The following is a 13,346-nucleotide window of genomic DNA, read 5'->3' on the forward strand; positions in this document are numbered from 1 at the left end:
TTCTCTTTGTTGGGGCCCCGCGCGCAAGGATGACTAGGTTTGAAAAAGCTTGATCTAAGCGCATTTTCAAATCAGTCAGCTACTGCCAAAATGATAAATTAAGCTGGGACATTTTATTTTGTCCCAGCCTTTTCTTAATATATGTTCATTTATTTATATTGGATGTTACCACCATCCGTTTGATTCACGGAAACTAATCGCAGCTTCAATAGAGCCATAGCGTTCTTTAGCATATGAAATCATGCCTTTAGTTTGAGTTTCAACTGAACCATAACCCCAAGATTGATTGGTTTGTCCTAAACCATGATATTGTCCGTTAGACGCATTAGGATCTCCACCGGATTCAGGTAAGACAATTTTCTCCCATAGTTCTTGCGTTCCTCCAGCTGCGATAAATTGTTTATATACTGAAGATGAACTTTCATCACTAGAAGCTGTAGTATTACTTGTTGATGCAGTATTTTCTGATGAAGTATCAGTAGTATTACTTGTTGATGCAGTATTTTCTGATGAAGTATCAGTAGTATTTGAAGTTGTAGTTGCTGCTGATGCTACCTTTGAATATTGATTTTGTTGTGAAGGTTGAGTTTGTTGTAACTGTGTATGTTGATTATATTGACATGATTGTTGTTGGTTGTGTGTCATTTCACTTGCGTGCGCTTGACCTGATTGCAATCCTGCGGCACCTAAAGATACCATCGTCATTAACGTAAATATTGATTTCTTCATATTAAATAATCTCCTTTAAAATTGGTTTTTGTAATGTAACTAAAATTACTAAATTTAGGCTAAGGTAATTCAATATTATGAATTGACCAAAGTATTTGCAGTAGCTGACTTAAATGCATAGGGACTTAAACGAAACGATGCTCAACTTTAGTCAGCGCTTTGAATTAATAGCGTTTAGTCACGGTATCCCAATATGTCTTGCTGTTGATTACGGTAGATACACTATAGCACCTTAATTGATGACATAGGTTACTACAAAATCAAAAAAACATATCAAAGATGTACTGAAGATAACGAACATGACAAAATGACGTCATTTATGGCATTAAGGGACTGAATCTTAGATATTATGAAATTTGGCGAAATAGTTTTATAATAAATGTAATAGAAAAAGAGTAAGTCACTTGTTACAAAGCATAGGGAAGTAAATTTTAAATTAGAAGTTAGGCATTGATTGATGACATGCTAAATGAAATCATACAATCGATCTAACGTATAGGAAGGTGTTTTATATGCCAAAATTAATTTTATGTCGTCACGGTCAAAGTGAATGGAATGCTAAAAATTTATTTACAGGTTGGGAAGATGTTCAACTATCTGAACAGGGACGTAATGAAGCCATAACATCTGGGCGTAAATTAAAAGAAAATGGCATTGAAATTGATGTAGCGTTTACTTCATTATTAACGAGAGCATTAGAAACAACTCAGTTTTTATTAGCTGAATCAGATCAAGAATGGATTCCAGTCCATAAGAGTTGGCGTTTAAATGAACGCCATTATGGTAAATTACAAGGACTTAATAAAGATGAAGCACGTAAAGAATTTGGTGAAGAACAAGTGCATCAATGGCGACGCTCATATGATGTTAAACCACCTGCACAAACTGAAGAACAACGTGAATCTTATTTAAAAGATCGTCGTTATAGACATTTAGATCATCGCATGATGCCTTATTCAGAAAGTTTAAAAACGACATTAGAACGAGTGGTACCCATTTGGACAGATAAAATTTCTCAACATCTATTAGATGGAGAAACGGTTTTAGTCGCTGCACATGGTAATTCAATACGTGCGTTAATTAAATATTTGGATCATGTATCTGATGAAGATATTATTGGATATGAAATTAAAACAGGTGCACCGCTAATTTACGAATTAGATGACAATTTAAATGTTATTGATCATTATTATTTATAATTCATAAATTAAAGGAGTAGTACAAGTAATGCTATGCGATAGATTACATGTGCTACTCCTTTTTTAGGAGTTATTTATGGAAGAAATGGATTGTATTAAGCTGATTTACGATTGCGTTTATGTTGTTTGATGACTTTTAATGCACGCTTGCGCGTTTTGATATTAGGACTGTTCAAATTACGACGTGCTGTTTGTAAATCTAGTTTCATATTTGATTCCTCCTTTTTAAAAGGATAAAGGAAAATAGTAAAAATATAAATAGGAATTATTACGATTTATCAAAATAATATTAATATCTTATATGAAAATCAAAAAATGATATTGTATAATTGTCAAATGTATCTATTGAACGCATAAATAGATAGAAGGGGAATAGTATGTCACATAAACAAAAATTAGCAATGATATTTACGATGTTATTAGGCGGATTCTTTGGATTACTTAATGAAACATTACTTACTACAGCATTGCCGAGTATCATGAAAGATTTCAATATTGAATATTCACAAGTTCAATGGTTAACAACAGCATTCTTACTCACTAATGGCGTTGTTATTCCGTTATCTGCATTTATTATACAGCGATACTCTACGAGACAAGTCTTCTTAACTGGAATTGTCATCTTCTTCCTTGGGACGATGCTAGGTGGTTTTAGTCCGAACTTTACGATACTTTTAATTGCACGAATTATACAAGCTTTAGGCTCAGGTATTATGATGCCATTGATGATGACGACCATTCTAGATATCTTTCAACCGCATGAACGTGGTAAATATATGGGGATGTTTGGACTCGTTATAGGTCTTGCTCCAGCCATTGGACCTACATTATCTGGTTATTTAGTGGAATATTTTAATTGGCGATCACTGTTCCATGTCGTTGCACCGATTTCAGCAATCACATTTCTGATTGCATTAAAAATTATTAAAAATGTAGGAACAACCGTTAGAACACCTATCGATCTCATTTCTATCACATTATCAATACTAGGTTTTGGTGGATTGTTATACGGTGTAAGTTCTATTTCGAGTGATGGATGGGATGATCCGCTTGTCTTAACCACGATTATTGGTGGCTTAATATTAGTAGGTTTGTTTATTTGGCGCCAAGAAAAACTTGATAATCCATTATTAAGCTTTAAAGTATTTAAGAATAAAGAGTTTGCAGTTGGGTTATCGATAATGGCTGCAACCATGATTTCAATGATTGGTTCTGAAACAGTATTGCCAATGTTTGTACAAAACTTGCTAGGTCGAACACCGATTGACTCAGGACTTATCTTACTTCCAGGTGCCATTGTGATGGCCATCATGTCGATTATTTCAGGATGGTTATATGAAACGTTTGGGGCTAAAGTATTAGCGATTATAGGCATGTTTATTGTACTGGTAACGACATCGTACTTTGTAGTGATGGACGAGCATACGTCAACCATTATGTTAGCAACGATTTATGCGATTCGTATGATTGGTATCGCATTGGGCTTAATGCCAATTATGACTCATACAATGAATCAACTAACACCAGAACTTAATGCACATGGTTCGTCAATGACAAATACCATTCAACAAATTGCCGGTTCAATTGGAACAGCAGGCTTGATTACGATATTAAGTACAGCAAGTAAAAACTTTCAACCGACAATGCGTGATTATCATGGTATGAATAAAACTGAAACGGCAGAACAAATACAGATTGATGCTATGCTTCATGGTTACCATTCAGGGTTTATGTTTGCTGTAATCATTACGATTATTAGTTTATTGCTTACATTTTTAATTAAAAGCAAGAAAAAAGTAAAGGCTGAAGCGAAGTTGCAAGATCAATAAGTTAATAATTTATTGCACGAAATGATAAGAGATCAAGATGAGCGTGATTTGGAAAATACTTGATATTCCAATGTAGCTTTAGGAATGTCATCCATGTCTTCCCTAAAACATAAACGCTTTATGTCTTGGTCTCTTTTCTTTATCATTAATATCCAAACATTCTGAACACTTAATTAAACATAAAAATAATGTTGACTATTCCTACCTATGAGATTAGAATTAATTTATTCTGACTAATCTAATAGGAATATGGAGGACAAGGTAGATGAAAAGACTTTTATTTGTTGCTTTAGCACTTATCTTTGTGTTAGCTGCTTGTGGAAATGGAGGATCATCAGATAAAAATAGTGATTCTAAATCAAGTAGTAGCAATAGTGATAGTAAAACACTGAAAGTAGGAACTGAAGGTACATATGCACCATTCACTTTCCATAATAAACAAGACAAATTAACTGGTTACGATATTGATGTCATCAAAGCAGTTGCAAAAGAAAAAGGTTACAAACTTAAATTCAATGAAACATCATGGGATTCAATGTTTGCTGGCTTAGACGCTAAACGTTTTGATGTGATTGCTAACCAAGTAGGTGTAAATAAAGAAAGAGAGAATAAATATAAATTCTCTACACCTTACACGTATTCAAGCGCAGTTTTAGTAGTTCGTGAAAATGAAAAAGATATCAAATCATTTGATGATGTTAAAGGTAAGAAAATGGCGCAAACATTTACGTCAAACTATGGTCAATTAGCTAAAGATAAAGGCGCAGATATTACGAAAGTTGATGGCTTTAACCAAGCGATGGACTTATTATTATCTAATCGTGTTGATGGTACATTTAACGATAGCTTATCTTACTTAGACTATAAAAAACAAAAACCAAATGCTAAAATTAAAGCAATCAAAGGTAATGCAGAACAAAGTAAATCAGCATTTGCATTTAATAAAGATGTTGATGAAAAAGTTGTATCTGATTTCAATGATGGCATTAAAACATTAAAAGAAAATGGCGAATTAGCAAAAATTGGTAAGAAATGGTTCGGTGAAAATGTTTCTGAGCCTAAATAGTCAACAACAACATGCATTAGATGCGGCAGGGCAAGCATTTGGACCGATGTTGGAAGGATTATTAAAATATTCTATTCCAATTACCATTGTTACATTTATCTTAGGTTTGATCATTGCTTTATTTACAGCGTTAATGCGTATTTCAACAAGTAAAGTTTTAAAAGGTATTGCACGTGTTTATGTGTCAATTATTCGTGGTACACCGATGATCGTTCAATTATTCATTATCTTTTATGGTATTCCTGAACTAGGGCGTTTATTAACGGGTAACGCTGATGAACAATGGACATTATCATCCGTTGTATCAGCTATCATTGGTTTATCTCTTAATGTTGGTGCGTATGCATCAGAAATTATACGTGGTGGAATTATTTCAATACCTAAAGGTCAAACTGAAGCGGCTTATTCTATAGGGATGAACTATAGACAAACCATTCAAAGAATTATATTGCCACAAGCGATTCGTGTTTCAATTCCAGCTTTAGGTAATACATTCTTAAGTTTAATTAAAGATACATCATTACTTGGCTTTATCTTGGTAGCAGAAATGTTCCGTAAAGCTCAAGAAGTCGCTTCTACAACTTATGAGTATTTCACAATTTATATACTTGTAGCTGTTATGTATTGGGTAGTATGTTTCATCATTTCAGTTATTCAAAGCTTCTATGAATCATATATTGAAAGAGGGTATAACTCATGATTGAATTAAGTGGTATCCATAAATCGTTCAATGATAAAGAAGTCATTAAAGGTATTGATTTAAATGTAGATAAAGGGGAAGTCGTGACACTGATTGGACGATCTGGTTCAGGTAAGACGACATTACTACGTATGATTAATGCTTTAGAAATTCCAACTAAAGGTAACGTAACGGTTAATGGTGAAAGCTACACAGCTAACAATAAAAAGTCTCAAATAAGCGTACGCAAGCAATCGGGTATGGTATTTCAAAGTTATAACCTATTTCCGCATAAATCAGCATTGGAAAATGTTATGGAAGGGTTAGTGACGGTTAAGAAAATGAATAAAGCAGATGCTAAAGAAAGAGCGATGGGGTTACTTGAAAAAGTTGGTTTAACAAGTGTTAAAGATCAACGCCCACATGCGCTATCAGGTGGTCAACAACAACGTGTAGCCATTGCTAGAGCATTAGCAATGAACCCACAAGTGATGTTGTTTGATGAACCGACATCTGCTTTAGACCCTGAATTAGTGAATGATGTACTTCGTGTAATCAAAGAATTAGCTGATGAAGGAATGACAATGGTCATTGTTACGCATGAAATGCGTTTCGCACGTCAAGTTTCAAATAAAATCGTCTTTATACATGAAGGACGTATAGGTGAACAAGGGGCACCGGAAGACATCTTCGAACATCCCAAAACAGAAGAATTACGTCGCTTCCTAAATGTAATCAATGAAGACTAATAACAAAACACTTCCTAAAGTACTCACATGTGCTTTAGGAAGTGTTTTTTAGTTGAAATGTTTTTTATCATGCTTATTTACGATTTAAAAGTTGCATAACTCGGTATGCAAAAGGTTTGATAGGTTTGATGAAATCACCAATATATTCATACACATTCGCGTTGAATCCTTTTTTGAATTGTTGTACACCGAAGTCTTCAGCATCTTCGCTAAAGTCTCCAGTAATACCATAGAAATTATAACGATCAACGTTATGTTCTTTCGCAAATTTAATCATGTCCCATTGTAAGCGATACGCACCCATGTACGCATTATATTTAGGGTTTGAGCCACTGGATAGGTAATAAACTTCATGGTCATTATATAAATATAAAGCAGCGGCTAGATTAAGTATTTCGCCTTCTTGGTCAATTTTATCTTTCGTTTCATTTAATTTACGTTTGTTACTATCAACTTGTTGTTGTATTTGCGTGCGCTTATTTTTATTTTTCTTAGAATTCGGATTTTCTTTCAACACTGCATCAACGTCCGCTAATTGTTGTGTTAATGTATCATGCTTTTCTTGAAGAGTAGATAAATAATCTTTTAAATCGATATAAGCAAGTTTTAGCATAGCATGGTCTTTGTATGTTTTTTGCATTTCATAAAAGTAAGGTTTGTCTCTAAATTTGAAGCCATGTTTTTCTTCGGCCATTTGGAACAATTCGAAGAAAGTATCTGTTTCATCCATAGGAAGTGTTCTTACTTTTACACCCATTTCATACGTTTTTTTAATATTACGACGAGTTTGATAGTCCATTTCTTTAAGTAGTTGATCTTCTGATTTGTCTTTTAAATCTAAGATAGATAACCAACGTATTTGACTCATTGTACTGTAACCAACTGACCATCCTTGATGTTTATAACCCAATTCTTCCAACGTTTTGATTACGGCACGATTATCATAGCTCTCTAAAATTTCTCCGTCTGCGTTACGTAAGTTCTCTAAAATATATGGATCAACTAAGACATATAGGCAATTGTGTTTTTTTAAATAGCGTGTTAATGATTTAAAGAAAAAGTGAACCAATTCAATATTACTGTAGTCCATTACCGGTCCACGATGTGTATAAAAATATTTGAATACTTTTAATGCACGCGCTTCAGTCATTAACGTAGCAGCGATAACGTTGTCACTGTCATCTTTGACACCTACAATGTGTACATCACCCTTTAATTCATTTCTATTTTCAAAGTGAATTCGTGATTGCGTATAATGTGAGAAATGACTGGACGTAAATTTCTCAAATTCCCCCGATGTTAAAGTTACGAATTTCATATTCATCTACTCCTCTGTATTTTTAAGAATTACATTTCATTTTAGCAAATTACATTAAATATTACACATAATAACTAATTAAATTACATCGTACTTTAGTTGTAGATTTAAATATATATTAAAATTATACTAATAAATATTTTTAGAAAACTAAATTTTTATGAACTAGCGCATAATCTAAAACCATTGTATGATAGTATTTGCAACAGAAGTATAAGGTGAGATTTATAGAATTGGGCAATAGGAGTGAATGTATGAAACGTATATTAGTTATGTTAACTTTAGGTATCGTATTGCTAGCAGCATGCGGTAATGATAAATATGTAGATAAAATAGATAAAGCTGTAAAAATGCAAGATCAAAAGCAAGAACAAATGGCTAAGCATGATACAGGCGATATGGTTAAGCACTTTGATAAAAAAGATGCGAATATTTATGTTTATGAAGATGGTAAGTATGTTGTTTTAGCTTATAAGCCATTAAGTAATAATGAGGAAGTTCATTACTACACATATCAATTTGATGGGAAAAAGGGAAAATATTTGGATAACTTCGATACAAAGCAATATATAGAATCACATGATGCTGATTATAAAGAAGAAAACATGAATTAATACAAAATGAAAAGGAGCATCTATGAAGAAAATCATTTCAATTTTAAGCATGTTGATGGTTATCATCGTCATCATGAGTGCATGTACTAACAACAAAGAGAAACAACCACCTAAAACAAAAAACGGGAAGATTTTAATCGTTGAGTATGGAGATTTTAAATGTCCGTACTGTAAAAAAGTTGAAGAGAACGTCATGCCGACAATAAAAAAAGACTATATTGATACGAATAAAGTCGAGTACCAATTTGTAAATGCTGGCTTTCTAGATAAAGACTCTATAGTTGGTTCAAGAGCTGGCAATGCAGTACAAGAGGTTGCGCCTAATAAATACTTAACATTTCAACGTAATGTATTTGCCAACCAAAAAGACGAAAATAAAAAGTGGCTGACTGAAGACTTTTTAGATAGAGAAATTGATAAATTAGATATTACAAGTCAACAGAAAACAGAAATTAAAAAACAATATAAAACTAAAAATAGTAACGCTTGGAAAAAAGCTGACGAACAAAAGAAACTAACAGAAGATAATAAAATTGACACAGTTCCAACTGTTTTTATCAATGGTAAAAAAGTAAAAGATCCATACAAAGTTAAAGAGTGGACGAAATACTTATAATGCTGAAATGAACGTGTCATAAACATTAACACTAAAATTGATATACGCCCTTCGAAGTAAACATTGAAAAATGAAACTTTGAAGGGCGTTTTTGTCATCTGGGGCCCCAGCAAAAAGAATTTCACCCAGAAATTCGACAAGCAAAGCAAGCTGGGGTGGGGGCACCAGCAAAAAGAATTTCACCCAGAAATTCAACAAGCAAAGCAGGCTGGGGTGGTCCAGCTAGAAAACCATGCTACTAGCGTGAAGTGAAGGTTTAAATTTCAAAAGCATTGAATCTAATAATGATAACCAAGTATCGAGAGATTAATATAATAAATTAATTTTAATCGATGTCATTTCTTTAAAACGATGAATAAGAAAATTAAAAAAACTATTGTAATTTTATACAAATGAAGCTATACTTTTAAATCGTAATTATTACTATTTAGGAGGAACATTATGAAGCGATTTTTAAGTCTTACCGTTTTATTATCTATAATATTATGTGTTTTAGTAGCTTGCGGAAAAGAAGATAGTTCTAATAAGGCGTCAAAGGATGGCGATAAAATCAATGTGTCTACAACCGTTTATCCTTTACAATCTTTTATAGAACAAATAGGTGGTAATCATGTGAATGTATCATCCATTTATCCTGCTGGCTCAGACTTACATGATTATGAACCAACTCAGAAAGACATGTTAAAGGTTAATAAATCTGATTTATTCGTGTATACAGGTGACGATTTAGATCCAGTCGCTAAGAAAGTTGCAGCAACAATTAAAGATGATAAAAAGAAAGTATCATTACAAGATAAATTAGACCGTTCAACATTACTCACAGATCAGCATGAACACGGTGATGAAGAACATGCAGATGCACATGAACATCACCACCATCATCATGGCGGATATGATCCACACGTATGGTTAGATCCTGAGAAAAATAAAATCTTTGCTAAAGAAATTAAAGATCAGTTAGTAGCTAAAGATCCAAAGCATAAAAATGAATATGAGAAAAATTTTAAAAAATTAGAAAAATCGTTAGATGACATTGACAATAAATTAAAAGACATTACTAAAGATAAACAAGGTAATGCTGTATTTATTTCACATGAATCTTTAGGTTATCTCGCAGATCGCTATGGCTTTGTTCAAAAGGGAATTCAAAATATGAACGCTGAAGACCCTTCTCAAAAAGCACTTACACAATTAGTTAAAGAGATTAATGAGAAAAATGTTAAATACATATTATACGAAGATAATGTTGCCAATAAAGTGACTGAGACAATCAGAAAAGAAACCAACGCCAAGCCATTAAAATTCTATAATATGGAGTCATTAAATAAAGAACAATCTAAAGACACATCAATAAATTATCAAACATTAATGAACAAAAATATTGAAGCTTTAGATAAAGCATTGGGTTCCAATATAAAAGTGCAAGATGACAAAGCTGAACATAAGCATGACAAAGCAATTTCAGATGGTTATTTTAAAGATGAGCAAGTTAAAGATCGTGCGCTATCAGATTATGAAGGTGAAGGCAATCAGTTTATCCCTATTTAAAAAATGGTGATTTAGATGATGTTATGAAACATAAATCTGAAGAAGATAGCAGTATGACAGCAAAAGAGTATAAAGCATACTATGAAAAAGGTTATAAAACTGATATTTCTAACATTCATATTGAAGGTGACAACATTACTTTTGAAAAAAATGGGAATAAGGTAACTGGAACGTATGAATATGTTGGTAAAAAAATCTTAGATTATAAGAAAGGTAATCGCGGTGTGAGATTTATTTATAAATTGACAAACAATGATACGCCATCATTACCGAAATATGTTCAGTTTAGTGATCATAATATTGCACCTAAGAAAGCTGAACATTTCCATATCTTTATGGGTGATAACAATGAAACATTACTTAAAGAAATGGATCACTGGCCAACGTACTATCCTGCTTCATTAGATAAAGATGATATCAAAGAAGAAATGTTAGCACATTAAATCATTTAAATGTGAGTCTTTTTACTTGTATTTCTATTTAAGTTGTTTTATTATACTAAGTATAATAATTATACAAACTATCGTACTGGTTTTCAGCTACGTAGTTTCATAATTTAAATATTGGAGGTATGTAAACATGGCTAATTTAAATTTAGACCCAGCACATTCAGGAGTTAACTTTTCTATTCAACACTTAGTTGTATCAAATGTTAAAGGACGTTTTAACGAATTTGACGCTAACATCTCAGGTGATTTTAACGATTTAAGTTCATTACAAGGTACGTTTACTGTTAAAGCAAATTCAATTGATACGAAAGTAGCAGATCGTGATAATCATCTTAAAAGCGCAGATTTCTTAGACGCTGAAAACTATCCAGAAATTAAATTTGAAATTACAAAAGTAGATGAAAAATCAGTTACTGGTAACTTAACAATGAAAGACCAAACACATGAAGAAACATTTGATTTAGATTATAAAGGTATTAGCTTAAACCCACTTAACGGTAAAAATACAGCTGGTTTAGTTATTACTGGTAATCTTAATCGTGAAAAATATGGTATTACATTTAACCAACAACTTGAAACTGGCGGATTCTTATTAGGCAAAGACTTACATGTTGAATTCGATTTAGAATTTCCACTTGAAGACTAATCATTCGTCACAATAAATACGACATATAAGCATAGACTCCCTTCAAAGTAGACATTGAGATCATGTGAATTTTGAAGGGAGTTTTTTTATATCTTTGTATTAAAAATAAATAACTGGTAAATTCAGAGTGAGTCATTTTTTAAAGTAGGGGGATTAACATGTCAATTCAGATCAAAGATAATAAAATTATATTTACGAGAACGTTCGAAGCACCAATCAATGAAGTATTTGAATCGTACACAACGAAAGCGTTATTTGAGCAATGGTTCCATCCTCAAGGAGGCAAAACAAAGGTATATCGTTTTAATCCGGTTGCCGGTGGGGATGCTTTCTTTGCGATTGAAATGCCAGAACAAACAAGTTATACACTTACAGAATATAAAAAAGTCGAAAAACCGCATCACATTGAATATTTTGATTTCTTTGCTACGCCTCAAGGTGAAAAAGATACAACATTACCTGGTATGCAAATTTTCATGGATTTTACTTCAGAATCAGAGGAACGCACGCGTGTTACGTCAACTTCAATTTTTCCAACGAAAGATGCTGCGCAACAAGCACTTGATATGGGTGTAGAAGCGGGAATGAATTCTACGTTAGACCAACTTGATGCACTATTGAAACGTAAAAAGTCATAAGGATGTCAAAAAATCTCACTAAATTTACGTTATAATGTAGATGAAATGAGGTTGATGAAATGAAGGAAAGATATTTGAAAGTACTTGCTTTATTTTCAGTTAGTACTTTAATCCCTACAATCCTATTGAATTCAAAAGCGATTGATAATAGTGCAATTAAATATGTGTTAAGAACTGCATTAGGCTATGGTATCTTTGCTACAGGATTGCGTTATTTATCTAGACTTAAATCACAAAAATAGTAAATCTCAAAGTGAGGTGGCATCGTGTTTACACGACACGAGCTCACCTCACTTTTTTGATGTTTGAAATTTAATCTATTCATGTTTTCTTAAAAAATATATAATTGAAACATAACTTGAAAAGGATGTAGGGGGCATACATATGTTGAAGAACAATAAAACGGTTGAAGATACCCACGCAACTCGTGATATTGTAGAAGCGGCTGTTGGACAAGTACAGACGAAAGAAATCATGGCAAAGAAAATGCCTGGACGATACGCTTTGAAAGCGATGATGTCAGGTTTTTTATTAGCAATCGTAACTGTATTTATGTTAGCAATTAAAACACAATTTGCTGGAACTAACGAAGGATTAGTTAATTTATTGGGTGCGATTGCGTTTAGTTTAGCTTTAGTTTTAATTGTATTGACTAATTCAGAATTATTGACCAGTAATTTTATGTATTTAACGGTAGGCTGGTATTACAGAGCGATTACTATTAATAAGATGCTACTCATTTTCTTATTCTGCTTTATTGGAAATATTATTGGCGGATTTATTTTATTTTTCTTAATGAAAGGGACACATATAATGACGCCGGAAATGATTGCCAGTTTAAGTAAAACAGTACATATGAAGACAGTAGAATCAACATGGCTAAATATTTTAGTTAAAGCCATCTTTTGTAACTTCTTTATTAATATTGGTATTTATGTATCTATGTTATTTAAAGAAGGATTAGCAAGAGCGTTCTTTATTGCGGCAGGAGTTGTCGTGTTCGTATTTATGGGTTATGAACACGTTGTCTTTAATGCAGGTTTATATGCAGGCATGGTGTTTTATAATTTAGATGCACTTTCATGGTTAGATGTTATCAAAAATATTGTGTTTGCTTTAATTGGTAACTATATCGGTGGGGGTATCTTTATTGGTTTAGTTTATGCCTATTTGAATGGTTCACGTGATAGTTTAATTAATAAATAAGGCGGATTGGTTGAGATTAACGGCCGGGATAATGAATTCACTAGGAATTCTACCCTATGT

At 32.7% G+C, this 13,346-nt stretch carries 15 protein-coding genes and 1 pseudogene; 13 read left to right on the forward strand and 3 right to left on the reverse strand.

Annotated features, from left to right (window positions below; genetic code table 11):
- Positions 1 to 165: 165 nt before the first annotated feature.
- Positions 166 to 729 (reverse strand): aggregation-promoting factor C-terminal-like domain-containing protein, encoded by a 564-nt coding sequence (locus KA828_RS06980; RefSeq protein ID WP_210125891.1) that lies wholly within the window; start codon positions 727 to 729, stop codon positions 166 to 168.
- A 512-nt stretch (positions 730 to 1,241) separates the two neighbouring features.
- On the opposite strand from KA828_RS06980, the gene KA828_RS06985 reads away from it, so the two are divergent.
- Entirely contained in the window at positions 1,242 to 1,928 is a 687-nt protein-coding gene (locus KA828_RS06985) for a 2,3-diphosphoglycerate-dependent phosphoglycerate mutase (protein ID WP_070854671.1), read from the forward strand.
- A gap of 95 nt (positions 1,929 to 2,023) precedes the next feature.
- On the opposite strand, the gene KA828_RS06990 is transcribed toward KA828_RS06985, so the two are convergent.
- Positions 2,024 to 2,137 carry a putative metal homeostasis protein gene (locus tag KA828_RS06990; RefSeq protein WP_142237115.1) on the reverse strand — a complete coding sequence of 38 codons (114 nt, stop codon included), beginning with the start codon at positions 2,135 to 2,137 and terminating at the stop codon, positions 2,024 to 2,026.
- Positions 2,138 to 2,305: 168 nt separating this feature from the next.
- Between KA828_RS06990 and KA828_RS06995 the strand changes: the two genes are divergently transcribed.
- The 4 genes from KA828_RS06995 to KA828_RS07010 all read left to right on the forward strand — a co-directional run bounded on the left by KA828_RS06995 (position 2,306) and on the right by KA828_RS07010 (position 6,251).
- The gene (locus KA828_RS06995; RefSeq protein ID WP_075108113.1) at positions 2,306 to 3,757 is read left to right on the forward strand and encodes an MDR family MFS transporter; all 1,452 of its coding nucleotides are present in this window, start codon (positions 2,306 to 2,308) and stop codon (positions 3,755 to 3,757) included.
- Between the two features lie 265 nt (positions 3,758 to 4,022).
- Entirely contained in the window at positions 4,023 to 4,823 is an 801-nt protein-coding gene (locus KA828_RS07000; protein ID WP_053028713.1) for a transporter substrate-binding domain-containing protein, read from the forward strand.
- On the forward strand, positions 4,804 to 5,523 hold the full coding sequence (locus KA828_RS07005) for an amino acid ABC transporter permease (protein ID WP_053029051.1): 720 nt from the start codon (positions 4,804 to 4,806) through the stop codon (positions 5,521 to 5,523). Before KA828_RS07000 ends, KA828_RS07005 begins: the two co-directional genes overlap by 20 nt.
- Positions 5,520 to 6,251, forward strand: coding sequence for an amino acid ABC transporter ATP-binding protein (locus KA828_RS07010; RefSeq protein WP_075108112.1), 732 nt, complete (start codon positions 5,520 to 5,522; stop codon positions 6,249 to 6,251). The genes KA828_RS07005 and KA828_RS07010 overlap by 4 nt, the downstream gene beginning before the upstream one ends.
- A gap of 73 nt (positions 6,252 to 6,324) precedes the next feature.
- Here KA828_RS07010 and KA828_RS07015 read toward each other — a convergent pair whose 3' ends face one another.
- A complete protein-coding gene (locus KA828_RS07015; protein ID WP_210125893.1) occupies positions 6,325 to 7,569 on the reverse strand; it encodes an aminoacyltransferase in 1,245 nt (414 codons plus the stop codon).
- A 254-nt stretch (positions 7,570 to 7,823) separates the two neighbouring features.
- On the opposite strand from KA828_RS07015, the gene KA828_RS07020 reads away from it, so the two are divergent.
- From KA828_RS07020 to KA828_RS07055, 8 genes and pseudogenes are all read left to right on the forward strand, one after another.
- On the forward strand, positions 7,824 to 8,183 hold the full coding sequence (locus KA828_RS07020) for a DUF4467 domain-containing protein (protein ID WP_053028710.1): 360 nt from the start codon (positions 7,824 to 7,826) through the stop codon (positions 8,181 to 8,183).
- A gap of 22 nt (positions 8,184 to 8,205) precedes the next feature.
- Complete coding sequence (locus KA828_RS07025; protein ID WP_075108110.1) at positions 8,206 to 8,799, forward strand: DsbA family protein; 594 nt, start codon at positions 8,206 to 8,208, stop codon at positions 8,797 to 8,799.
- 63 nt (positions 8,800 to 8,862) lie between these two features.
- Positions 8,863 to 9,051, forward strand: a complete 189-nt coding sequence (locus KA828_RS07030; RefSeq protein WP_210125895.1) for a hypothetical protein — start codon at positions 8,863 to 8,865, stop codon at positions 9,049 to 9,051.
- Positions 9,052 to 9,240: 189 nt separating this feature from the next.
- Positions 9,241 to 10,790: pseudogene (gene adcA, locus KA828_RS07035) on the forward strand (zinc ABC transporter substrate-binding lipoprotein AdcA).
- Between the two features lie 136 nt (positions 10,791 to 10,926).
- Positions 10,927 to 11,442 carry a YceI family protein gene (locus tag KA828_RS07040; protein ID WP_053028707.1) on the forward strand — a complete coding sequence of 172 codons (516 nt, stop codon included), beginning with the start codon at positions 10,927 to 10,929 and terminating at the stop codon, positions 11,440 to 11,442.
- A 158-nt stretch (positions 11,443 to 11,600) separates the two neighbouring features.
- On the forward strand, positions 11,601 to 12,080 hold the full coding sequence (locus KA828_RS07045) for an SRPBCC family protein (protein WP_210125897.1): 480 nt from the start codon (positions 11,601 to 11,603) through the stop codon (positions 12,078 to 12,080).
- Between the two features lie 59 nt (positions 12,081 to 12,139).
- Positions 12,140 to 12,322, forward strand: a complete 183-nt coding sequence (locus KA828_RS07050; protein WP_053028706.1) for a hypothetical protein — start codon at positions 12,140 to 12,142, stop codon at positions 12,320 to 12,322.
- Between the two features lie 142 nt (positions 12,323 to 12,464).
- Positions 12,465 to 13,286 (forward strand): formate/nitrite transporter family protein, encoded by an 822-nt coding sequence (locus KA828_RS07055; RefSeq protein ID WP_210125899.1) that lies wholly within the window; start codon positions 12,465 to 12,467, stop codon positions 13,284 to 13,286.
- Positions 13,287 to 13,346: the final 60 nt, after the last annotated feature.

Origin of the sequence: Staphylococcus sp. GDY8P85P (assembly GCF_017892405.1) — a bacterium.
In the GTDB taxonomy this organism is placed as follows: Bacteria; Bacillota; Bacilli; order Staphylococcales; family Staphylococcaceae; genus Staphylococcus; species Staphylococcus borealis.

What these genes read in the sequence shown, in the direction of transcription:
- KA828_RS06985 (WP_070854671.1), top strand. Translation starts at nt 1,242, where the DNA reads ATGCCAAAATTAATTTTATGTCGTCACGGTCAAAGTGAATGGAATGCT.
- KA828_RS07020 (WP_053028710.1), top strand. Translation starts at nt 7,824, where the DNA reads ATGAAACGTATATTAGTTATGTTAACTTTAGGTATCGTATTGCTAGCA.
- KA828_RS07015 (WP_210125893.1), bottom strand. Translation starts at nt 7,569, where the DNA reads ATGAAATTCGTAACTTTAACATCGGGGGAATTTGAGAAATTTACGTCC.
- KA828_RS07005 (WP_053029051.1), top strand. Translation starts at nt 4,804, where the DNA reads ATGTTTCTGAGCCTAAATAGTCAACAACAACATGCATTAGATGCGGCA.
- KA828_RS06980 (WP_210125891.1), bottom strand. Translation starts at nt 729, where the DNA reads ATGAAGAAATCAATATTTACGTTAATGACGATGGTATCTTTAGGTGCC.
- KA828_RS07010 (WP_075108112.1), top strand. Translation starts at nt 5,520, where the DNA reads ATGATTGAATTAAGTGGTATCCATAAATCGTTCAATGATAAAGAAGTC.
- KA828_RS07050 (WP_053028706.1), top strand. Translation starts at nt 12,140, where the DNA reads ATGAAGGAAAGATATTTGAAAGTACTTGCTTTATTTTCAGTTAGTACT.
- KA828_RS07025 (WP_075108110.1), top strand. Translation starts at nt 8,206, where the DNA reads ATGAAGAAAATCATTTCAATTTTAAGCATGTTGATGGTTATCATCGTC.
- KA828_RS07055 (WP_210125899.1), top strand. Translation starts at nt 12,465, where the DNA reads ATGTTGAAGAACAATAAAACGGTTGAAGATACCCACGCAACTCGTGAT.
- KA828_RS06990 (WP_142237115.1), bottom strand. Translation starts at nt 2,137, where the DNA reads ATGAAACTAGATTTACAAACAGCACGTCGTAATTTGAACAGTCCTAAT.
- KA828_RS07040 (WP_053028707.1), top strand. Translation starts at nt 10,927, where the DNA reads ATGGCTAATTTAAATTTAGACCCAGCACATTCAGGAGTTAACTTTTCT.
- KA828_RS06995 (WP_075108113.1), top strand. Translation starts at nt 2,306, where the DNA reads ATGTCACATAAACAAAAATTAGCAATGATATTTACGATGTTATTAGGC.
- KA828_RS07045 (WP_210125897.1), top strand. Translation starts at nt 11,601, where the DNA reads ATGTCAATTCAGATCAAAGATAATAAAATTATATTTACGAGAACGTTC.
- KA828_RS07000 (WP_053028713.1), top strand. Translation starts at nt 4,023, where the DNA reads ATGAAAAGACTTTTATTTGTTGCTTTAGCACTTATCTTTGTGTTAGCT.